At 62.1% G+C, this 22,274-nt stretch carries 20 protein-coding genes; 2 read left to right on the forward strand and 18 right to left on the reverse strand.

Annotated features, from left to right (window positions below; genetic code table 11):
• Positions 1-31: 31 nt before the first annotated feature.
• From tatC to FJ248_00230, 3 genes are all read right to left on the reverse strand, one after another.
• Positions 32-967 (reverse strand): twin-arginine translocase subunit TatC, encoded by a 936-nt coding sequence (tatC, locus tag FJ248_00220; protein MBM4119315.1) that lies wholly within the window; start codon positions 965-967, stop codon positions 32-34.
• A 72-nt stretch (positions 968-1,039) separates the two neighbouring features.
• Positions 1,040-2,557: a Do family serine endopeptidase gene (locus FJ248_00225; protein ID MBM4119316.1), complete on the reverse strand. Its 1,518-nt coding sequence runs from the start codon at positions 2,555-2,557 to the stop codon at positions 1,040-1,042.
• 221 nt (positions 2,558-2,778) lie between these two features.
• The gene (locus tag FJ248_00230) at positions 2,779-3,519 is read right to left on the reverse strand and encodes a hypothetical protein (GenBank protein ID MBM4119317.1); all 741 of its coding nucleotides are present in this window, start codon (positions 3,517-3,519) and stop codon (positions 2,779-2,781) included.
• 113 nt (positions 3,520-3,632) lie between these two features.
• On the opposite strand from FJ248_00230, the gene FJ248_00235 reads away from it, so the two are divergent.
• The gene (locus tag FJ248_00235) at positions 3,633-4,397 is read left to right on the forward strand and encodes a glycosyltransferase family 2 protein (protein ID MBM4119318.1); all 765 of its coding nucleotides are present in this window, start codon (positions 3,633-3,635) and stop codon (positions 4,395-4,397) included.
• Here the strand turns inward: FJ248_00235 and FJ248_00240 are convergent.
• Positions 4,376-5,941 carry a hypothetical protein gene (locus FJ248_00240; GenBank protein MBM4119319.1) on the reverse strand — a complete coding sequence of 522 codons (1,566 nt, stop codon included), beginning with the start codon at positions 5,939-5,941 and terminating at the stop codon, positions 4,376-4,378. The genes FJ248_00235 and FJ248_00240 overlap by 22 nt on opposite strands.
• A gap of 6 nt (positions 5,942-5,947) precedes the next feature.
• Positions 5,948-7,660, reverse strand: coding sequence for a carbamoyltransferase (locus FJ248_00245; protein MBM4119320.1), 1,713 nt, complete (start codon positions 7,658-7,660; stop codon positions 5,948-5,950).
• A 143-nt stretch (positions 7,661-7,803) separates the two neighbouring features.
• Between FJ248_00245 and FJ248_00250 the strand changes: the two genes are divergently transcribed.
• Entirely contained in the window at positions 7,804-9,600 is a 1,797-nt protein-coding gene (locus FJ248_00250) for a hypothetical protein (protein ID MBM4119321.1), read from the forward strand.
• A 77-nt stretch (positions 9,601-9,677) separates the two neighbouring features.
• Here FJ248_00250 and FJ248_00255 read toward each other — a convergent pair whose 3' ends face one another.
• The 13 genes from FJ248_00255 to FJ248_00315 all read right to left on the reverse strand — a co-directional run bounded on the left by FJ248_00255 (position 9,678) and on the right by FJ248_00315 (position 22,246).
• Positions 9,678-10,130, reverse strand: a complete 453-nt coding sequence (locus FJ248_00255) for a c-type cytochrome (GenBank protein ID MBM4119322.1) — start codon at positions 10,128-10,130, stop codon at positions 9,678-9,680.
• Positions 10,131-10,520: 390 nt separating this feature from the next.
• A complete protein-coding gene (locus FJ248_00260) occupies positions 10,521-11,378 on the reverse strand; it encodes a helix-turn-helix domain-containing protein (GenBank protein ID MBM4119323.1) in 858 nt (285 codons plus the stop codon).
• 82 nt (positions 11,379-11,460) lie between these two features.
• Entirely contained in the window at positions 11,461-12,381 is a 921-nt protein-coding gene (locus FJ248_00265; GenBank protein MBM4119324.1) for a sugar kinase, read from the reverse strand.
• A 14-nt stretch (positions 12,382-12,395) separates the two neighbouring features.
• Positions 12,396-13,292 carry an S-methyl-5'-thioadenosine phosphorylase gene (gene mtnP, locus FJ248_00270; GenBank protein MBM4119325.1) on the reverse strand — a complete coding sequence of 299 codons (897 nt, stop codon included), beginning with the start codon at positions 13,290-13,292 and terminating at the stop codon, positions 12,396-12,398.
• Positions 13,293-13,302: 10 nt separating this feature from the next.
• Entirely contained in the window at positions 13,303-14,337 is a 1,035-nt protein-coding gene (miaA, locus tag FJ248_00275) for a tRNA (adenosine(37)-N6)-dimethylallyltransferase MiaA (GenBank protein ID MBM4119326.1), read from the reverse strand.
• A 37-nt stretch (positions 14,338-14,374) separates the two neighbouring features.
• Positions 14,375-16,135 carry a DNA mismatch repair endonuclease MutL gene (mutL, locus tag FJ248_00280; protein ID MBM4119327.1) on the reverse strand — a complete coding sequence of 587 codons (1,761 nt, stop codon included), beginning with the start codon at positions 16,133-16,135 and terminating at the stop codon, positions 14,375-14,377.
• Positions 16,132-16,902, reverse strand: coding sequence for a tol-pal system protein YbgF (gene ybgF, locus FJ248_00285; GenBank protein MBM4119328.1), 771 nt, complete (start codon positions 16,900-16,902; stop codon positions 16,132-16,134). The genes mutL and ybgF (FJ248_00285) overlap by 4 nt, the downstream gene beginning before the upstream one ends.
• Before the next feature lie 34 nt (positions 16,903-16,936).
• Entirely contained in the window at positions 16,937-18,127 is a 1,191-nt protein-coding gene (gene ybgF / locus FJ248_00290; protein MBM4119329.1) for a tol-pal system protein YbgF, read from the reverse strand.
• Positions 18,128-18,198: 71 nt separating this feature from the next.
• Positions 18,199-18,816 carry a hypothetical protein gene (locus FJ248_00295; protein ID MBM4119330.1) on the reverse strand — a complete coding sequence of 206 codons (618 nt, stop codon included), beginning with the start codon at positions 18,814-18,816 and terminating at the stop codon, positions 18,199-18,201.
• A 2-nt stretch (positions 18,817-18,818) separates the two neighbouring features.
• Positions 18,819-20,186 (reverse strand): Tol-Pal system beta propeller repeat protein TolB, encoded by a 1,368-nt coding sequence (gene tolB / locus FJ248_00300; GenBank protein ID MBM4119331.1) that lies wholly within the window; start codon positions 20,184-20,186, stop codon positions 18,819-18,821.
• A complete protein-coding gene (locus FJ248_00305; protein ID MBM4119332.1) occupies positions 20,183-21,124 on the reverse strand; it encodes a TonB C-terminal domain-containing protein in 942 nt (313 codons plus the stop codon). The genes tolB and FJ248_00305 overlap by 4 nt, the downstream gene beginning before the upstream one ends.
• A 16-nt stretch (positions 21,125-21,140) precedes the next feature.
• Positions 21,141-21,572, reverse strand: a complete 432-nt coding sequence (locus FJ248_00310; GenBank protein MBM4119333.1) for a protein TolR — start codon at positions 21,570-21,572, stop codon at positions 21,141-21,143.
• The gene (locus tag FJ248_00315) at positions 21,569-22,246 is read right to left on the reverse strand and encodes a hypothetical protein (GenBank protein ID MBM4119334.1); all 678 of its coding nucleotides are present in this window, start codon (positions 22,244-22,246) and stop codon (positions 21,569-21,571) included. The genes FJ248_00310 and FJ248_00315 overlap by 4 nt, the downstream gene beginning before the upstream one ends.
• Positions 22,247-22,274 lie beyond the last annotated feature (28 nt).

The raw sequence follows: 22,274 nt of genomic DNA on the forward strand, positions 1-22,274 counted from the left end.
CTCCTTGCCTAACTGGTCTCTTTGTACTTTCCTAGCGCCGCCCGACTCCGCCCGGCACGGCCACGTAGGGGTCCTCGGCCCTCATCGGCTTGGCCGCCACCGGTGCCGGTGCACGTCCTGCCGCTGCAGACTCTGCGGTCGGCTCTGAACCTGTCGCAGATTTCTTTTTGAAGAAGCCGGCACTGACGATGCCAACTTCGTAGAAAATATACATCGGCAGTGCCATCAAACATTGATTGAACGGATCGGGGGTGGGCGTCAGAATCGCCGCGATGATGAAGGCGCCGAGAAAAGCCCATTTGCGATAACGCTTCAAAAACGGCACGTCCACCCAGCCCAGCTTGGCCATCAGCGTGATCGCCAGCGGCACCTCAAAGATCAGCCCAAAGACCAGCAGAAACCAGAGGGCGAACCCGACGTACTGCGCGATGGACAGCTGCGGAATGAAACCGGCGTTGACGCCGTAGGAAATCAGAAAGTTCAAGGCAAAGGGCAACACGAAGAAAAACGAGAAGGCGATGCCCAGATAAAACGCGATCGTACTGAGTAGCACGAAGGGGCCGACGAAACGTCGCTCCGGTGCGTGCAGGCCCGGCATCACAAACTGCCATATCTCCCACAGCACATAGGGCGTCGCCAACACCAACGCGAAGAGCCCAGCCACCTTCACGTTCTGCCACAGGGCCTCGGCCGGTGCAAGAAAGACAAAGGGCACGACCGGCAGATCGGTCGGCACCCACTGCATCTTGCCCAGAATGAACGCGTTCTGGAGGGGCACCCGCAACCACTGGACCAGCGCGTCGGCGTAAAAAAACGTGCCGACGAACACCGCCGCCAGAATCAGAACGGCGCGCGTCAGCCGGGCCTGAAGCTCCACGAGGTGCTCCATGACCGGCATCTTGCGGTCTTCCAGCGGCGTGAAGACCGAATCCTGGAGCCACTTTTGAAAATCGTTCAAACCGGCCATGGCAACCGATCGTCAGGCTGAGGTTGAGGGGGAAATTTCCGCCCCCACCCTCAACCTTGGCTTCACCCTCCCCTATTTCGGGCTCACCGCCACAAAGAGCGTATTGCCCTGCCGACTCAGCAACAGCACGGCCGTCTCGTCCTTTTTGATCTTCGCGACAGCCTTCTTGTATTCCTCGAGGCTCTTGACGGTCTCGCGGTTTACCTCCTGAACGATATCGCCGCGCTGCACGCCAGCAGCCTCGGCCGCGCTGCCCGCCTCGACGTGCTGCACCGCCACGCCGTTGGTCTTAGCCGGCACGTTTAACTGGCTTCGGAGCGCCGCGTCCAGCATCTGAGTCTTCAGCGCAGCCAGCACGTTGTCCGGTGGCTTCTCCGTATCGGACTGGCCGGGGGCGGCGGAACCGGACGGCTCGCGCTTGGCTAGCACTTCATCCAACGGCCGCTCGCCGATCTTCACGGCGATCACCTGCTCCTTGCCGTCGCGCAGAACCTTTACGCGCGCCGTCGTGCCGACCAACGTGCGCGCGACCATGTTCCGAAGCTGGCTGACGCTCTGGATGTCCTTGTCGTTGAACCCGATCACCACGTCGCCCCGGTTGATTCCGGCCGCATGCGACGGCCCGCTCTCGTTCACTTCGCTGATCAAAACGCCGCTCTTCCGGCTGTCCGGCAATTTGAACGACTTGGCCAACTCCTTGGTGACTTCCTGGATCGCAATACCCATCCAGCCCCGCACGACCTTGCCTGTCTTAGTCAGCGCCTCAGCGATATCCACGGCGATACTGCTGGGGACCGCAAAACCGATGCCCTCAGAACCGCCGGTGCGCGAGAAGATGGCTGTATTGATGCCGATCAGGTCGCCGTTCATGTTGACCAGCGCGCCGCCCGAATTACCCGGATTGATCGCCGCATCGGTCTGGATGAAATCCTCATAGTCAGCGATTCCGACATTGCCGCGACCCAGCGCGCTGATGATGCCGAGCGTAACGGTCGAACTCAGCCCGAAGGGGCTGCCGACGGCTAGCACCAGATCGCCGACCTGCAGTTTATCGTACTCCCCCCATTTCAGCGCCGGGAGATTGTCCGCCTCAATTTTCACGATCGCCAGGTCCGTCTTGGGATCGGCGCCCACGAGTTTCGCTGTAAACTCTCGCTTGTCGCTCAGCGTGACAGTAATCTGCGACGCATTGTCCACCACGTGGTTGTTGGTGATGATATAGCCCTTTGAGTCGATGACGACGCCGGACCCCGCGCTCTGTTCCGGACGGCCGGGCGGTCCCGGAGGCGGCGGAATCTGCTGCCCTGGCTCGTCGCCGGGTGGCTCCTCGCCGGGAGGCCCCCCAAACGGACCGGGCGGCAGCGGGAGCTGGCGGCGGCCACCGCGGCGGCCTTCCTGGCCGCTCACCTGGATGTTCACCACGGCCGGCGTAACTTTTTTGACGATCTCGGAAAAGCCTTGTGCTAAGGCCGGCGGCACCGCCGCATCGGCCACCGGAGCAGACCACAAAGCCGCTCCGACCATCCATCCAAGCACCAGAACGGAGACCAGAGTCATGACTGCAAGTCTAACTCGTGTACGGTTACGCATGAACAGATCGAACCTCCTTAGAAAAAGGGCCTTCACACCAGCAGGTTTGGCATATTTACGTCTAAAAAACGACGCTTTATTCTACACCAACCTCTTCCGTTCCTTCAAAGACAAACTCCCTTCCTGGACCGGCCTGTTCTCTCCCGGAAGGGAGAGCGATCGGGCATTGAGCGATGGAGCAGCCGTGCCCGGCCGCCTCACCCCGCCGCGCTCATCGCCTGTCACTTGTCACCCCAAGCCTTACGCAGATTCAGGAGCAGCCGCTTGGACGCATCCTCCATAGAAATGACCCGGAGCGTATTCGGCGCCCCTTCAAACGTGGGCGGCCAGTAGCGGCGGTTCGGCTCCATTGGCCGCAGCCAGACCACTGGGTACCACTGGTTGATCCCCGGTGCCATCGGACGGTCCAGCGTCGCCCAGCCGCGCCCTTCGGCCCGGACCAGCGTCTGCCCGGCCTTCACGTCCACCAACGCCGCCTCCAAGAGGGAATAGTTGTCGCGGCGTAGCCCCGGCTGCATGTGCGCCGCCCAGCCGAGAAAGAGGGTCTGCGGATATTCCACTTCCGTAGCCGAGGCCACGACAACAATCAGATACTCCACCCCCTGCTTGCGTCCGAATTCGGCGAACTGATCCGGGTCACCACCGGAGACCGGACGCAGCCCTTCGGCAGGAACGATTTTCGCAATGGTAATTGGAAGGGTCTGCTTGAGTTCCTCCGACAGACTCTCTGCCAACCGCTGGATGGCTTCATCCGGAAGGACCGGCGAGGCCTCCGGCGCGGAGGTGTCGGGAATCACGACAAGACCCGCCTGGATGCCCTGCGGTGACAGATCAGCCGTCACAGCCGTGCCCTTCGGTGTGCCGACATAATCCGCGATACGGTTCGGTGGCATCCCGGTCGTGCACGCGGTCAGCAACAAGACCCCCAGTACGCAACCGGCTTGTGTCCTGAGATAACGCATGGTTGTTCTCCAGGTTTAAAAGCGCACTGTTGTACGTTCGCTCCTAAACGGCGGATTGTCAAGACCCCCTGCCTTGCAATCCCCGAAGCGCTCGGCTAGGCTGGCGCGTAGTCATGGCTACTGCCGAACGCCGCGCGTCTGTGGCTCTTTCCGTCGTCATTCCGGCCTACAACGAGGCGAACCGGCTACCCCCGTATCTGGAGTCCGTCGCCGCCTACCTGACCCGCCGCGGCATAACCCATGAAATCCTTGTCATCGACGACGGCAGCAACGATGACACTGTTCAGGTTGTCAAACAATGTGCCGCCGCGCATCCATCCGTCCGCCTGATCCGGCTTCCCCGCAACACCGGCAAGGGCGCGGCCGTACGAACCGGTATGCAGGCGGCTCGGGGCACGCTCCGTCTCTTTACCGACGCTGACGGCGCGACGCCGATTCAAGAACTGGAGCGGCTGGAGGTGGCGATCATGAATGGGGCTGACCTTGCCATCGGTTCCCGGCCGCTGGCTTCTCGGGACGCCCGCTACACCGTCAAAGCGCGCCCGCACCGTGCGCTGATGGGGAGCCTGTTTAGCCGGATCGTCCGCTGGCTGGGCATCCGGGACATCTGCGACACGCAATGCGGGTTCAAACTATTCCGGGATACGGCGGCGGCGGCTCTCTTTTCCGTGTGCCGAATTGACGGTTATGGATTTGATCTTGAGCTCGTCTACATCGCGCAGCGGCGGGGCTACCGGATTGTCGAAGTGCCGATCAACTGGGCCGACCAGCCGGGGTCGAAGGTGCAGGTGGTGCGCGACGGATTCCGTATGCTGCGCGAGATGCTGGCCGTGCGTTGCAACGAGCGGCGCGGGCTCTACGCGGACTGCCGCACGTAGATCGCGACCTTCGCGTCCTCGTAGACTTTCGCCCAGCTGCGCGCGTCATCCAAAGCCCGCGCCAGGCCACTTGCGCGCGTCACCAGCACCCAGTCCACGAGATACCGGTCGAGCACCCCAAGTGCCGGCGGATCTTGATTGGCCAGCGCCAGATAGTCCTTAAAGATTCTTCGCTCACCGATCTGCCAGGCCGGCATGCGCCCATCGATGAAGATTTTTTCCTCCGGAAGCCACCAGAGCAAAAATCCGCCGTGGCCGTATTCATTGAAAAGTTTCGTCCCGACCTGATTCCGGTTGGCCTTGATCCACTGCACCGCCTCAATTGGATACTGGGTCTGACGAAAAAACTGCGCTGGGGCCAGGCCAGACTGCATCACTCGTTCCAGATGCTCCGTCCCGGATAGACCCAGCGCAAGCGCCACGCAGGCCGCGGCAGCCAACCGCCAGTGTCCGGGGTTCCGGACCGTCTGCGGCAGCACGGCGGCCGCGCGGACCATCGCTGCCTCCAGCAATTCTGCACAAAGCGGAAGGCTCACGATCAGAAAGATCGGAATGTTCCGCCAATGCCGGATGGAAAAACCAAGGAACACGATCCAGAGAGCCCACCGCACCGGTTCGATGCGGCGATAGCCAAAGACAGCCAGCACGCCAAGTCCGACGAGATACGTTACATAGAGTGTGCCGCCCGTCGTAGCCAACGACAGAGACTGCCACTCGCGCAGCGTCTCCAGCATGAAGGTGTCGGACAGCGACTCGATAATTTCCCGGTAGAGTCCCCACCCATAGGGAGTGCACAGGGTTGCCGCAGCCGCGACTGCCGCCGCACCCGTCAGTGTGCCGAGGCGGGACCAGTCCGGAATCGGCTCATCCACCTGCTGGGCGAGGACGGGCCACCCTGCGATCACGCTGCGCAGCGCGACCGCCGCGCCAAGCAGCACGCCCAATACAAACAGACCGGCCGTGAAGCCTCCGTGCAAGTTGGCCCAAAGGAGAAACAGCGGCAGCAACGTCCACACGATAGTGCGGTGCCCCGTCTGCACGTGGTGCCAAATCCATAACAACACGGACAATCCGAGCAGCGTGAGAAACTGCGTGCGTGCACCCAGAAAGGGTCGTGCGACCCACAGCACAGCGGCGATGGCGACCAACCGAGCGGTCCAGCCGGCGCGCGCCGGCGCCGTAGCTAGCACGCAGGCGCCGACAGTCACGGCGGCGAAGAACAGAATCACGCCAAGCGCACCGGCGTCGCCCAGCATTCGATAGATCAGCGCAAGGAGGCCGTCGGTCATCCAGGCATGCTCAACCCACGGCCAGCCGGACATCGTGTGTGAATAGGGATCGGTCGCTGGCATCCGCCCAGCATGATCGAGCAGATCGAGTCCCGCGCGCAAATGCCAGCCAAAATCCGGTTCCGTAAGCGGTTGCAGCGAGAGGTTCAGAATGAAGAGCAGCAGGAGAGCCGTGAGCGCAGAACAGGAACGGGGGACGAGTGACAAGCGACCGATGACGAGCGGAGCTGGAGCTTCGCTCTTGTCAGTACTCATTGGCCATCACGCTTCACGGCCTCTCCCCACTAGCAGATTCCCCAGCACCAGCCAGTCGACTTGCGTGCGACGGAAACACTGGATCGCCTCTTCAGGTGTGCAGACGATCGGCTCCCGGACATTAAAGGAGGTGTTCAGCAGCACCGGCACGCCGGTTTGCTTCGCGAAGGCCTCCAGCAGCGCGCGGAACCGGGGGTTTGACTGCTTGTCGACGGTTTGTACGCGCGCCGTCTCGTCCACGTGCGTCACGGCCGGCAACACGCCCTTGGCCTCCGGCCGCACCCGGTGTGTGAACTGCATAAACGGCGATGGTCTAGCGATGTCGAAATACTCAGCGGCCCGCTCCTCCAGCACCGCTGGCGCAAACGGCCGAAAGGGCTCGCGGAATTTCACCTTGGCATTGATCAGCTCGCGCATGTCTTCGCGGCGCGGATCAGCCAGCAGGCTCCGGTTGCCCAGCGCGCGCGGCCCCCACTCCATGCGATCCTGAAACCAAAAGACGAGCCGGCCGTTTGCCAATTCCCCCGCCATCCGTCTGATCAACGCATCATCCGTCAGTCGTTGCCAGGACAACCCGGCCTCAGCCAGGGCATGGCGGCAATGGTCCTCAGAAAAGGCCGGCCCCCAATAGGCATGAGACATCGGCTCGTGCGTCGTCGACCCGCCACGCCGCGCCGTCCACCAGAGCGCCGCGCCCAGCGCCGCGCCCGAATCGCCAGCCGCCGGCTGCACGTAGACCTGCGAAAACCCGCTGTCGGACCTCAGGCGGCTGTTGGCGACGCAATTGAAGGCGACGCCGCCGGCCAGACAGAGCGCCTCCATGCCTGTGAGCTTCTTAAGATGTCGCGCCAAATGCAGCAACGTTTCTTCCAATACCCGTTGCGCGCTGGCCGCCACGTCGCGGTGTCGCTGCTGAATCTCCTCAGTCACAACGCGATGGGGGCCAACCAAACGTTCGAACGCCAGCGAAAACAGTCCGGCCCGGGCCAAGTGAAAGTCGAGCAGCCGCGTGTTGAACCAAAACTGTCCGTCGGGCTTCACGCCAAGAACTTGTTCGCGCAGCACGTTGGCAAAGCGCGGCTCGCCGGAGGCCGCCAGCCCCATGACGATGTATTCGTCCTGATCCGGCGTGAAGCCGAGAAAGGCCGTGATCGCGGCGTAAAACTGTCCGAGCGAATGGGGCAACGCCGTCCGCTGCAACATCCGCATCTGTTGCCCCTCCCCGGCCAGTAGCGTGGTCGTGTGGGCCTCAGAGGCGCCGTCGACGATCAGAATTGCCGCCCGTTCAAAGGGCGAAACGAGAAAGGCGCTGGCCGCGTGGCAGAGATGATGATCCAGAAAGACCGGGTCGTAGCGACCGGGCCCGAAGTACCGCTGGAGATGCCGCGGGAGAAACGCCAGCTCTGCCCATTCCTGCCACAAACGCTCCGCGCTGCGACGGCCCTTCACGCTGAAGAGCGCCGGCGAACGAAGCATCGCGCCCAGCGCCAGCCGCGCTCGCCGGCCGACCTGCCAGTATTTCCACGGCACGGCAATCGCGTCCACGTCTGCCAAATGCACGCCGGCATGATCCAGACACCACTGCATAGCATGGACTGGCAGTGCGGTAACGTGTTTGATGCGGACAAACCGCTCTTCCTCGGCTGCGGCCACCACACGCCCGTTCTGCACGAGCGCCGCCGCCGCATCGCGCATGTTGGAAAGACCCAGAACCAGCATAGCGGCAGGATAAACGAGGTGCCCTCAAGTGGCAAGCTTGCCTATTTTCACCGCATGGGCGTCGGTCGATTCCACCGTGAAAGTTGCAATCCCGAATCGATTTCGGTACGGTGGCGCGTCACAGCATCCTGAAAGAGGTTTGCGTGCATCGTTGGATACTGCGCCCCCTGCCATCTGTTTCGGCCCTGGTCCTCCTGCTAACCCTTTTGACAGCTGGCTGCGCCAAAATTGGGTGGACGCGCGCGGCCTTGCCGGACATGGGACCGAAACTGCCAATGACGGCCGCCCTGACGTTGGACCCGTCCTTGACATCGACCGAGTTCACCTACACAGACAACTGCGGGCGTCCAAATATTCCGGTGGCGCTGGGGCAGATACTGGAATCGGCATTGACTGACGCCGCCGATCAAACGTTCAAAACGGTCGAGCTGCCCGGCAAAAAACCATCTGGCGTACCCGCCGACGTTTCCATCCACGTGGTCCTGGAACAACAGGGCTTCAAGGTCAACCAGGAGGCCCTGTACGACCGCGTCCCGGCCGAGCTGGTGCTCGAAGCCGTGGCCCTGTTCCGCGACCCATCCGGCAAGGTCCTAGGGGAAATTCCGCTCAAAGTCACGCACCGCGACCGCGTCTATCTCGAAGTCACGCAAAAACGCTGCGATTATCTGATGGAGCCGTTTGCCAGCGGCGCTGCCGTAAGTCTGGCCACGCTCTTTGCTAGGGCCTCGCGGGACGTGATGGATCCGGCCAGCCGCGCAGCAGCCGCGGGGGCAGGCCCATCGGGAACGGCATCCGCACTGGTATTCAAAGCCACACTGCTTGATGAAAACAGCGACGGTTTTCTCGAACGCGGCGAACGCGTCAAGGTGCGCGTGGATCTGACTAACTCCGGCACAGTACCTGTGACGGGCGTGAACGTGACATTAAACGGCCTACCTGCCCTGCTCTCAGGTTTTTCGTCTACCACCCTCTCGGCGGGAGGCCTCCAGCCGGGCGAATCCCGTTCGGTGGAATTTGCCGCCACGATACCGCAGGCGCTGGAAAGCCAGAAAGCAGAACTGACTGTGGCCGTCAGCGCAGCGACCGGATCAAGTGCGCCGCTCTCGCAGGCTCTGACAGCGTCTGTGCGCAGCGGTGCGGCACGGTTCGACTCCATCGACCAGATTCCGGCCGGCACAGGCTTGCAGCGTCCGCACACCTACGTTCTGGCTGTCGGCGTCAGCAGTTATCGCGATCCGCAACTGGCTGCGCGCAAATATTCGTCGCTGGACGCGGAACTGACGGCCGCTTATTTTCAGGCAGTGGGCGGTGTGCCGCTCGCCAACATCAAGCTGCTCCAGGACTGGAAAGCGCTCCGCCCCGATATCGAAGACACGATTCTGGAATGGCTGCCGAAGCGGCTGTCCTCCGACTCGGTCGTGATCGTGTACTTCTCGGGGCATGCCGCCGTCTCACCGAGCGGCGAAACTTATCTCGTCCCCTATGACGGCAAGGCCAACTCAACGGCACGACTTTACCCGCTCAAGGATCTGGAGGCGGGACTCGTCCGGCTCAAAGCCAAACAGACGATCTTCATTTTCGATGGGGGTATCCTACCGATCGGGCCGGCCGGTTCCAAGGCGCGTGGGCCGCAGTGGAGCGGGACCAAGAGCCCGGTCCTGCACCTCATCGGCGCGGCCGGCTTACAGAGCGGGCTTGAGCCCCCAAAACTGCGCCACGGCCTCTTCACCTATTATTTGCTGCGCGGACTCAAAGGCGAGGCGGATACCAACTTGGATGGGGACATCACATTGGGTGAACTGACGGCCTTTGTTGGACGGACGGTCCCCGCCGTGGCCCGGCAAGAGTTCAATCAGGAGCAGCACCCGTTGTTTGTCCCACCCCTGCCGTTGTCGAGCGCCGCCGCCGGGCTGGTGTTGTCGAAGTCGGCCACACGGTAACAGGCTCATGAAAAACAACGAGGCGGGGAGGATGACATCCTCCCCGCCTCGTTTACTGCTCGATGGAAGGGAATCGACTACTCGTCGCCGCCCTTTTTGCAGAAGCTCCGCTCGTAGTTGATCACCTGCCAGGCTTCCTCTTCGCTGATCGTGCCCGGCGTGAGCGACACCATGCCGGTGCCCGGGCTGCCGTTCTTGATGACCCAGAACAACTCGCCGTCCTTCCGCTTCTTGTGGAACTTACAGTTCGTGAAGTTCCGCGGGCTCGGGTTGAGGATCGCGCCGGCCGGGCCGTTGCCCTCGCCAGTCTTTCCGTGGCAGTTATAGCAGGTGCCCTTGCCTTCGAAAATCGCCTTCCCCTTGGCGATGTTCTCCGGAGTCGCGGCAACCGGGTTCTTCATCGCCTTCGCATCACCGATCGCATCCGCTGGCACGCGCGCCTTGAGAGGATCCCTCTCCTCAGCCACAGCGGCGGTCGCCGTGACAAACATGAGTGCGGTCACCAGACCGACTGCCTTGAGATAACCCATCACAACTCCTCCTTGTTAAGATCTATTTTCCAACGATGCGTGTCCGCAGCCATGATTGGCGCCTGACCGTCCGTCGGGCAAAAAACGTCGCACTATAGCTACGGCTTTGTGGACTTGTCAATCCTACGACAGACTGCGGACCCCCCCCTGACCGGGAAAAGACCCATGCGCATGAGTTCAGCAAGAGGCGCAAATTTGCGCGCCACCGGAAGTGCGGCGGTCTGATTCCGCTGTGGCGGGAAGGCCCTCTGGATGGAAACGGAACGCGGGGCCGGAACGGCGGATGGAACTCAAACCGGCTCGTGAGTTCAAGCGTTGAGGAAAGCCACTTGGAGAGGCCGGGAGCAAAGAGCGCGACGGGCCTGTTCCTAATTCTTAATCTGGGAAAAGCTAGCGTGTCACCACGATATCCCGAATAGCTTTGCCCTTCGGCCCGAACGGTGCCAACGGCGTCCCGTTCAACTCGCCCCGAATACCTCCGGCATTGCCAACCGTCAGCGAAAACTTCTCGTTCGCCCTCCAGGTCAGGCGATCCCCCGGCCGCATCAGTGCCTCGTGCGGACTCGCATTGTCGGTCTGCACCAACACCCAGCTCAGCTCCGTGGCTTCCAACGCCAAAATCAACACATTCTCCGACTCCGCGCCGCCATCCAGCGGCAAGCCCGCCAGCGGATCGCTTGTCGTGGCTGATGTTGGCGCCGTGACCACTGTCCCCCCGGCCGATGCGGGTATCGCCCCGCTCTTGGTGCTCACTTCCGTCGAAGTTCCCGCCTCCCTGGCACTTTTTCGCTCGGCTTCCCGTCCGGTTTTGGCCGGCACCAGCGGCCGCATGACCGACACCGCCCCCTGCTCGCGCGTGAGCAGCAGAATCAATCCCAGCACGGCCACGCCAACACCAGCGACGACGACCTTGCGGTTGGCTTGGCGCTTACGCTCATCCTCCACCTGCTGCTGCCGCAGGCGTTCCCGCTCCTCGTGCTTGCTGTAAAAGGTACAGGAGGACGCAGTGAAGCGCCGCATGGCGTCCTCCTCGTCCAACCCGAGCGACCGCGCGTAGGACCGCACAAACCCCTTGGCGAAGACCTGATCAGGAAGCTTGGTGAAGTTGGACTCTTCCAGCGCCCTGAGATAGTCCAGATGAATGCGGGTCTTGAGAGCCACTTCCTCCAGTGTCAGGCCCTTGGTCTCTCGGACCTGCCGAAAGAAGTCGCCGACCGATTCCGTGATGTCTGCCGCCGCCTCCGTCATAACTGCACCCGTTTCATCAGTACCTTGGCTTCCACCGTGCCCCCCTTATCCTTGCCCAGCCTGGTCTCGCGCATCATCAGCATCACGCTCCCCTCACATCCTCGAAGTGGGTCAATCGCTTGAATTCCTTGAACCGCGCTTCGATCTCTTTGTAGTCGAGGACGCGCAGCCGGTCAAGACTAAACGCTTCCACTGTAAAGGATGCCATCACGCTGCCGAAGATCACCGCCTGCCGGAACGCCTCTTCGGACAAAGTGCCTGTAGACGCCAGGTAGCCCATGAACCCGCCCGCGAAGGTATCACCCGCCCCGGTCGGATCCCTAGCCTGCTCCAATGGAAACGCTGGGGCGCCGAACGTCTGCTTGTGGTTGAACATTAAGACGCCGTACTCACCGCGCTTGATGATCAGATGCTTGGGACCGCGCGACAGGATGGCCTTCCCCCCTTTGACCAGGCTGGGGTCTCCGCCAAGCGCTCGGGCCTCGCCGTCGTTGATGATCAGCACATCCACCTGTTCGAGCACCTTCCACAGCGCGTCGCGCTTGCGCTCGATCCAGAAATTCATCGTGTCGCAGGCAACCAGCGACGGCCGCGTCACCTGTTTGAGCACGTCAAGCTGCAGCTCGGGATCGATGTTGCCTAGAAAGAGCAGCGATGGCGCCCGCAGAGACTCTGGCAGCTTGGGGCGAAACGTCTCAAACACGTTGAGCTTCGTGTCGAGCGTGTGCGCCTCATTCATTTGATAGGTATATTCGCCCTTCCACCGGAAGGTCTTGCCGGGACGCCGTTCGAGTCCCGTCAGATCGATGCCACGGCTTTTCAAAAACGTGACATGCGTATCGGGAAAATCCTCGCCCACCACGGCAAGCAGATCTACCGTCGTGAAATAGCTCGCGGCCGTTGAAAAATACGTGGCGGATCCGCCCAGTACTTCCTCGGCCTGTCCGAACGGCGTCTGCACCGTATCCAGCGCCACCGACCCGACGACCAGCAGTTTCCCCATGCTATTGTCGCTCCTTACCCCTCACGCCTGACGCTGCGCGGCTTTTTGAGATATTTACCGATCAGCGGCTGCAACTTTTTCTTTGTGGCCCCCGGAATCTTCTCCGGCGCCGTCACGATCGCATACTGCAACGCCGTCGCACAGGCACAGGCACGCGATCCTGCGACAACCGGCACCGCCGCCCGCAAGATGCGCTTGGCCTGCTCCACGTTTTTGTGCAGGGTGGCCAGGATCATTTCGACCGTCACCGACTCCTCGCTGCTGTGCCAGCAGTCGTAGTCGGTCACCAGCGCCAGCGTGGCATAGCACAACTCCGCCTCGCGTGCGAGCTTGGCTTCCGGCATATTGGTCATGCCGATCACATCCACGCCCCACTGCCGGTAGAGCAACGACTCCCCCCGCGAGGAAAACTGCGGCCCCTCAATGCACAGATAGGTCCCGCCTTGATGAGCCATGACGCCGACCCGGGCCGCCGCTTGATGGAGCGCTTTGCACAAGGCCCCACAGAGCGGATCCGCAAAAGCTACGTGTGCTACGATGCCCCGTTCGAAAAATGTGCTCGCGCGCCGCTTCGTGTGATCGATGAATTGATCCGGGAGGACGACATGCCCCGGCTTGAGCGCCTTCTTCATGCTGCCCACGGCGCTCACCGAGATGACCCGCGAGACGCCAATGGTTTTCAACGCGTAGATGTTGGCCCGGTAATTGATGTCCGACGGCGCAATCCGGTGCCCACGGCCGTGGCGCGACAGGAAGGCCACGGGCACGCCGTCGAGCGTACCCGTGATTACGGCGTCGGACGGCGCCCCGAACGGCGTGCGAACCTTCACTTCGCGAATGCTGGACAGCCCCTCCATATGATAGAGGCCGCTTCCGCCAATGATGCCGATGTCTGCGTGTGGCTTTGCCATTTCTGCTTCGCTAATTGCTCAGTGCAACATTTGCAGACGATGCCCCGGCCTGCGCCTGCGCGGCAGCGACAAATTTCTGGATGTCCGACACAATGCGCACGGCAGTCTGCGCCGGCGTTTCAGCTTCCCCGACAGTCAGCCACTGCACCCCGGGTTCTTTGCGAAACCAGGTCATCTGGCGTTTGGCGAAATGCCGCGTGTCCCGTTTGAGCCGACGGACGGCTTCCTCATAGTTATACTCCCCGCACAGATAGCCGGCCATCTGCTTATACCCTAACCCCTTCATGGAACCCAACTGCCGCCGGTAGCCCCGGTCCAGCAGTCGCTGCGTTTCCTCCACCAGCCCCTTGGCGATTTCCAGCTCAACCCGGTCGTCCACGCGCCGGTAGAGCGCGGGCCGCTCGCGCGTGAGCCCAAGTAGCAGCGACGTGAACGGACTGTCCGTGAACGCGTGACGTTGATGCGCCTCCGACAGGGGACGGCCCAGCAGATAATGCACTTCCAGTGCACGCGTGATCTTCATGCGGTCATTGGGATGCAGCCGGCGCGCGGAGACGGGATCCACCTCACCCAGCTGCCGATACAGCCAATCCGCCTCCTTTGTTTCAGCCTGTCGCGCCAGATGTGCTCTGAACTCCCAATCAGCTGGCGGGCCTTCCCACAGGCCATGCAACACCGTACGCACGTAAAGCCCGGTCCCCCCGACCAGCAACGGAATCTTTCCGTTGCCGTGCAATCGGGCGATTTCGGCCAACGCCTGCCGGCGGAATTCGCCTACGTTGAACGGCTGATCCGGCTCGACCAGGTCGATGAGGCGATGCGGCACCCCCTGCCGTTCGGCCAGGGTCGGTTTGTCAGTCCCAATGTCCATCCCGCGATAGACCTGCCGGGAATCCGCCGTCAGCACCTCAGTGCCCAACGCCTTGGCCACCTCAATGGCAATCCCGCTCTTCCCAACGGCCGTGGGACCGACGAGCACGACAAGCGGCCTTGCCGCTTGAGAATTGTGCCTTATGAATTGCGAATTATGAGGTCCGGCCGCCATGTCAACCTTAACGCTTCAACATTGGCCGTTATCGTGCTCATGCGCGCCCGAAGATACGGGCCAGTTTCTCTTCCGGCAGGCGGAGCGCCACAAGTCGCCCGTGCGGGCAGGTCGGCGGCAGGCCTTCCTGAATCCACTCCTCGACCAGTCGTTTCATTTCTGGCAATTCCAGCGCACGGCCGGCGCGCACCGCTCCGTGGCAAGCGAGCGTTGTCATCACCGCGCGCAGTTTCGTGTCGAGGGGCGAGGCCGTACTCCACTGCGACAGGTCGTCCACCAGATCGAGCACGAGAGCGGCATAGTCCAGCGGCTTGAGCAGCGCTGGCACCGCGCGAATGACAAAGGTGTGCGCGCCAAACGGCTCCAGTGTCAATCCGGCCTGCTGGAGCTCGGACAGATGGCGATGCAACAAGACGGCACCTGCCGCTGGCACTTCGACCGTTTCCGGGATAAGCAGCGGCTGGGACGGCACCGCGGTGCCGAGCCGAGTTCGGCAAAATCGTTCAAACAGCACTCGCTCATGCGCCGTGTGCTGATCGACTACGCAGAGTTCTGATCCGATCTGCACCACGATGTAGGTACGGTCGATCTGGCCTAATGGGATCACATCCTGGGCTAATACGGATGTGTGGGCCGCTGCCGATTCCTGTACCATACCCACGCCCGCTGTCACTTCGGGGCTAATGTCCGCCAAACTTGTCTGCGGCCCCATCTGTGTTATCGCCTGAGGGACCGCCTCATTCCAGATGACGAATGACGGTTGGCGATTGACGAAGCCCGGATCCGGCCTCGCCTCCGATCCGATGGCTGCGCCGACCGCCTGTCTGACCATCTGAAAGAGCTGATCCTGATCGGCAAACCGAACCTCCCGCTTTGTCGGATGCACGTTCACGTCTACGCGGTCGGGATCCACGTCAACGAACAGTACAAACTGCGGGTGCTGCCCCTTAGCCAGATAGGCGCCGTAGGCCTGATAGACCGCCTGCACCACGGCGGCATGCTTGACCGCTCGTTTATTGACAAACAATTCCTGTGGATTGCGTCCCGATCGCTGATGCGCGGGCTTGATCGAGAAGCCAGCCACCGTGAGACCGCCCCGTGCTCCGGATACCACCACCGACTGCTCGACAAACCGCAGACCATAGACTTGGAGGACACGGTCACGGCAGGAGAGTGCGGCCGGATAGTCACACACCTCCTGCCCATTGTGGGTCAGCCGGAACCGAACGGCGGGCCAGGCTAACGCTGCCTGCTGCACGGTCTGGCAGATGTGGGAAAATTCGGTGGCCGTGGTCTTGAGAAATTTCTTGCGGGCGGGCGTGTTGAAAAACAGGTCCTCGACTTCGATCTGCGTACCAGGCGCCGCAGCCGTATCCTCCGATTTCACGAGTGCGCCGCCGGCCAACCGTAGTCTGGTTCCGGCCGGCTCACTTCGCGGCGCGGTCACCAGTTGCACCTTCGACACGGACGCGATGGACGGCAGCGCCTCGCCGCGAAACCCGAGGGTCCGGATGGTAAAGAGGTCGTGTTCGGACCGCAACTTACTGGTGGCGTGACGCTGGAAGGCCAGCGCGGCATCCGCCGGCAACATGCCCTCTCCGTCGTCGCTGATACGGATGAGCTTGCGGCCGCCGTCCTCGATATCGACCGTGATCTTCGTGCTGCCGGCGTCTAAACTGTTGTCGACAAGTTCCTTGACGACCGCGGCGGGTCGCTCGACCACCTCCCCGGCGGCGATCCGGCTGACCACCTCGTCCGGCAGAACTCGGATTTTTCCGACGCGGCTGGCCACGCTCATCGCAGTTCTGCGAGCTTGCCTTTCGCCAGCTTGGCCTCGTTGGAATCCTTGTAGTCCTGGAGCACGCGCTTGAGATATTCACGCGCCTTGGCGGTATTGCCTGTTTCCACCGCCGCCAGGCCAAGCTTGTAGAGGGCTGGGGCGACTTTTTCGCTGGTGGGATATTCCGTAATCACCTTCTCAAACGAGTGCGTGGCCCGCACATGGTCTTTCGACCCATAATAGGACTCGCCGAGCCAATAGTGCACGTTCGGCACGAGCGAGGTAGAGGGGAAATCCTGGAGAAACCGTTGAAACCCGCTGACGGCCAGATCGTAGCGGCCGTTGAGATAATCATTGTAGGCCAGATTGTACGCCGAGGTCGGTGAAATGTCCGGCGTGCCGGGGAGCGCCTCAGGACGGGGCGGCAGCGTCACCGGCTTCGCCTGGCGGGACGGCTCGGCCGGGAGCGGGTCCGTCTTCACCGACAAACCCGACTGCCCTTCTTCCAACTTCCCGAGCTTCCCCTCCAACGCTTTCAAACGCGCCGTCAACTCATCCAGCTGTTGTTTGAGGCCGGCGCTGACTTTCACACCGTCGCCGGCGTCCGTTCCCCCTCCTCTGGATTCCAGCGCCTGCAGACGCTTTTGCGTCTGCGCCTGCATCTTGGTCACAGTGCGTAAATCTTCGCGGACCTCAACAAAATCGGTGTGTGTGGCACACCCGGCCAGCGTTGCAATCAGCACCAGACCGAACAGCCGCGCGGTGATGGACAGGCAATGGGCCATACGCTCCTACTGGTGATCGTACTGCGGAAAAAGGTTACTGCGGTTGCGCCAATTTCTCCAGCGCCTTGCCGGCCTCGGGCGTTCTCGGATAGGCCTCGACGACCTGCTTGAACGCAGAGGAAGCGCGCGCCTTGTCGTTCAGCGCGGCATAGGCAAACCCCTTCTTGAGCAGGGCAGCCGGCGCCTTGGCGCTGTCTGGATAGGTTCGCTGCACGCGATCGAAGGCCTCTACTGCCTGGGCATAGTCCTTGGCGCCATAGTAACTCTCGCCCATCCAATACTGGGCATTGGCCGCCAGCTTTGAATTGGGATGATGCTCGATGAACCCCGCAAACTGCTTTCGGGCTGCCTCGTAATCGCCGTCCTTAAAGGCCTGGAGCGACCGTTCGTAGCTCTTCTCTTCACTAATCCCGGATGGTTCATTCGGTGCAGGAGCCACCCCCGCCGCGGTAGCGGCCCCCTCGTCTCTCGCCTGACGGGTGTCGGCGGCGCCAGTTGCGCGCGTTGCCCTCTTCCCTTCTTTTCCCTCTTTGCCGGGCTTGGCGCCCTTGCTCGCGCCGGCCTGCCCCATGCCTCGCAATGCCTTGGCCATCTCGTCCAGGCGGCGGTCCTGCTCGGCTTCCCGCGCCTCGATCGCCTCGCCGACCGTCCGCAGCGCCTTGGCCACTGAATTCACACTCTTGTTGACCTCCGCGACGTGCGCGGACAAGTCGGCCGTCTGCTGCTCGTCCTGCGTGAGCTTGTCGCTGAACTTGGTCAGTGCCACCTTGAATTCCGTCAGCACCTGTCCGAGCTGTGCCAGTTGCTTATCCTGGCCGTCCAGCCGCGCATCCACGGTCCTGGCCAGCGTACCAACGGTCTCCGCCAATTTCACCAGTTCCCCATGTGTGCGGTCACGCTCGGTTTTCAGCAGATTGGCCTGGTCGTGCTGAATCTTTTCCAGGACGTTCAGCCGCGCGGACGTCTTGTTGTCCACATCGTCCAGTCGCCGCTGCATGGCATCGAACCGGTTGGCGCCCTTGTCCAAGTTGCCGCGCAGCTGCGGCAAATCTTCCTCGCGAAGCGTCGCGAGCTCCTGCTTAAAGCTCGCCCGGGCTTCCCCGATCATCTGATCGAGGTCCGCCCGCGCCTTGGCGAGCTTGGCGGACTGGTCCTTATCCTGCTTGACGAGGTCGGATGGCTGCACGCAGCCGGCCATCCCAGCCAGCAGCACACAGATGCTCACTACCCCTGCGATTTGAATGTGCCCGCGTCTTTGCCGCTCGCCGCTTGCCACGCGCCCCTTGCCCTCTTGGTTTATTTCACCTTCACCACGAGATGGCCGCGCCGGTTCTTTTGATAGCAGTCTTCATTTTGTTCGCGGCAGAACGGCCGGTCCTTGCCGAACGATGCCACGGACAACCGCTTGGCTTCCACGCCTAGATCCACCAGATAATTGCGTACGGCCTTGGCCCGCTTCTCACCCAACACCAGATTGTAGGCCTGCGTGCCGCGCTCATCGCAGTGCCCCTCGATCGTAAGCGCCCTGGCCCCATTTGCCTTCAACCACTGGGCATCCGTACCCAACGATTTCTTGGCGTCGTTCGTGATTGCCCAGCTGTCAAACGTGAAGAACGCGTCCTGGAGGCCGGAGCCGGCCGTCGCCGCCGCCTCCTGCTCCATTTCCTGCATCCGCCGTACGTCCGAGGACGGTTCGGCTTTTGCCACGGCAACGTTGTCCCTGACTCGCTCCTCCCCCGGAAGCGTCAGCGGCGCCGGGAGCGCCGGTTTCGCCTCGGCTGTGGTTTTCGAGCCCGACGTCCCCTCGATTGTTTTACTGCACCCCTGCGCAAACAGCACGAGGCATCCCACCATCATCATCGCGCAAATGGATCGACTCATTATAATCACCATTCCCCCCCCTGAATCGGACATGATTATCGCTTTTCCGCAGCTGGCCCCACCCTGGCGATCTCGACGGGCGACCAGGCGGGCATACTATCGCGGCCGCTAGCGGAGGTCAATTGCTCCTGTTCCTTGCCATCACTGTTGATCATGTAGAGATGGGTCTTCCCTCCACCTGTCGAGCTGAACACCAGATGCCGCCCGTCCGGAGACCAGGACGGCGAGTCGTCGACTCCCGCACCCGATGTTAATTGCTGCCGTTTCTGCCCATCCGGACTGATCAAGCAGATTTTGTACTGCCGCTGCTCGTTCCGGCACACGTAGGCAATCCAGTTGCCGCGCGGCGACCAGGCCGGTGCCGCATTGTAATCGCCGTCGAAGGTCAGCCGGCGGACATTGGAGCCATCGGCGCTCATCAAGTAGATCTGGGGCCTGCCGCCCCGATCGGACGTGAAGGCCAGCTCCTGCCCGGTCGGCGCCCACGCGGGCGACAGATCGCCCGCCGAGTGGACCGTGAGCCTCGTCAGCGCCTTGCTCTGCATGTCCATTGTGTAGAGTTCTGAATTGCCGTCCTGGCTGGTGGCAAATGCCAGCTTCGTACCATCCGGCGAAAGTGCCGGCGTGATATTCAATCCGGCCAGTGACACCAGCGATGACCGCTTACCGGTCGCCAAATCCAGCATTTCGATAGTCTGCCGCGTCCGGCTCTGATAGGACGTGAAGACAAGATACTTGCGGTCCGGCGACCACTGCGGCGTGATATTCAGAAATCCGTCGGCCGTCAACTGCCGAGCTCCGTGCCCGTCATATTCCATGACAAACAGTTCCTTGGCACCCTTGTGCTCCGATACATAGACGATGCGCGTCTGCGCGATGCCCGGCTCGCCGGTGTAGCGGGCGACCAGCTCGTCTGCCAACCGGTGCGTCATCTGCCGCAACAAGGGCCTCGATCCGACATACCGCTTGGCCGCGCCGATCTCTTCGCTGCCGTCGTCATAGACAAACCGATCAAGCAAATAATCGGGCTCGCGTACGCCGATCACGCCCCAGACCAGCACCTTGATGCCGGCGCCGACCGCCTGGGTGAGTTTGGATTTATCCGGTTCCCCGGTCGCCGGGAGCCCCACGCCCAGTCTGCCCGTCTCGGCCACGGCGAAGACCTGCGAGCGGCGCAGATCGGCCGCCAGCACGGCGGCGGCGTCCTGTCCCGGATGCGCGGGCACCGTGCCATCCTGAAAGCCCAGTACGCCGATCGGGATCTTTTGAAAATCCGGACGCGTGGCTTCAAGATAGACGTCCGCAGCATCGGATTCCAACAACGCTCCGGCCAGTCCGACTCCTGCCAGACCTAGCATGCAGCTCGCCAGCATCCTGGCTGCACGACTCCGTAGCATCATCATCCGACCTCTTCGGCCACGATAAAAGTAAAATGCGTCTCCAAGATGTCCTCTGTCACGGACGGCGGAAAGGCCGGCAACTGCCCGACTGACTGGACCGCCCGCTTGCCCGCATCGTCGTAGTACCCGTTTCCTGACGCGCGCTCAATTTCCACGTCGCTGATCCTGCCGGACCGATGCAGGCGAAACTTGATCACGACCTGATGGGATTTCCCCGTCAAATTGACCGGCGGCGCCACCCACTGCTCGCTGATCCTGGCCTGTACCAGGCTCAGATACCGGCCCAGCCCCGACGGATCACCCGTCGCCTGAATGGCCGTGACCGGTTTCAGCGACGCCTTTGGTTTCGATGCGACAACCGGTTGCTGGTGCGGCTGCTTCAGCGCGTCCAATTCCCTGGCCACGTCGGACAGTGACGGCGGTTTCTCCCGCAACTTCGTATCCACTGGCACGTCAGGCAGCTTGTTGAGTACGCTGCGCGAGCCCGGCTGGACCGGCTTGTAGTCACCCAGTCGCGGTGCCGCCGGCGCCTGCTCGATCCCCTTGAGCGCAGCCCGCAATTTGCTGTCCGCCGCTTTTGCCGCGATCGTCTCCTTGAACGACGGCAACACCGGCGTCTTTGACGCGATCGGCGCACTGGCCCGCGCCCTTGGCTCCGCCTGCTTCGGGGTCGGCGGGGGAGCGGCTGGCGGCGCAGCCTGGGGAGACGGCGCGACCGGGGCCTCGGGCTGAGGTTCCGGCTGGGGCAGCGCGACCAGTGTCACGTGCGTGGCCGTCATTCGTTCCACTTTGGGCGGCAAATGGAACCCCGCCACAGCCGCCAGCACTGCCAGATGCAGCGCCAGCGACACGATGACCATACGCCGCAGCGGCGCCACCGAGACATCGGGCTTTTCTGCCTCGCTCCATGCCGGCCATCCTGAAGGCAGTGCCGCCGTCATCGTTCCTGCTCCAGTCCTATTGGATCCGCTCAGCCGTCGCCTGCGCGCCAGGCACGGGATCCGTCACCATCCCGAGTTTTTCGATACCCGCCCGCTTGACCTCGTCCATCACCTGCACCACAGTCCCATAGGGCACGGCCCGGTCCGCCCGCAAGTAAATCGAGACGTCCGCGTTCTGCCGCTTGGCCTGCTTCAGTTTGAAGCCAAGTTGATCAAGATTCACCGGATCCTTGTCCAGGAACACTTTTTGATTGCGTTCAATCGTCAGGACAAGCCGCTCCTCCGCCTTGATCGTGTTGCTTTTGGAAGTCGGCAGATTGAGATCCATCCCGCGGTAGAGCATTGGTGCCGTGACCATGAAGATGATCAGTAGCACCAGGACCACGTCCACGAGGGGAATGATATTGATCTCAGCAAGAAACCGGCGCCGCCGCGTATCGAACATCATGGAACGCGGGTTTCCACTTTCGTCCGCGTCGGTAGCGCATTTAACAATTCGATGCTAAACGACTCCGCGCGAAAGACCGATTTCCGGATTCGGGTTAGAAAATAATTGTAGGCGATCACGGCAGGGATAGCTGTCAGCAGGCCGGCCGCGGTGGCCACCAGCGCCTCCGCCACGCCGGGCGCCACAGTGGAAATACTGGCCGTGCCCATCCTGCCGATCTCCTGAAAGGCATCGATGATCCCAAGCACCGTGCCCAGCAGCCCGATAAATGGCGTGATGTTGCCCGTCGTCGCCAGAAACGGCAGAAACGATTCCTGCCTCGAAATCTGGCCCTCCATAACGTGCCTGACGACGCGCTCCAGGTACTGGCGGTCCGGCGTGTCCTCCGCGTGACGCGCGTCATGCCCAGGGGCAATGCGATCCATAATACTCAGAAACACGGCCGCGCTGGGGCTCACCGTTATACGGCGGGCCTGCTTCCGCAGATCATCTCGATCCTTCGTGTCCGTGTAGGCATTGAGGAACCGCTGCTCTTCGCGGTCCGCCGCACGGAAGCCCCGCCATTTTGCGATGATGATCGCCCAGGAAACGACCGAGAAGATGAGAAGAACGAGCAGGACCAGCTTGGAAACGATTCCCAGCGATGCCATCGTGCCCACGGCGCTGGTCGGCATAAGGCTCCCTACAGTCACTGCGCCGCAC

It is taken from the genome of Nitrospira sp., assembly GCA_016873435.1.
Lineage (GTDB): Bacteria > Nitrospirota > Nitrospiria > Nitrospirales > Nitrospiraceae > VGXF01.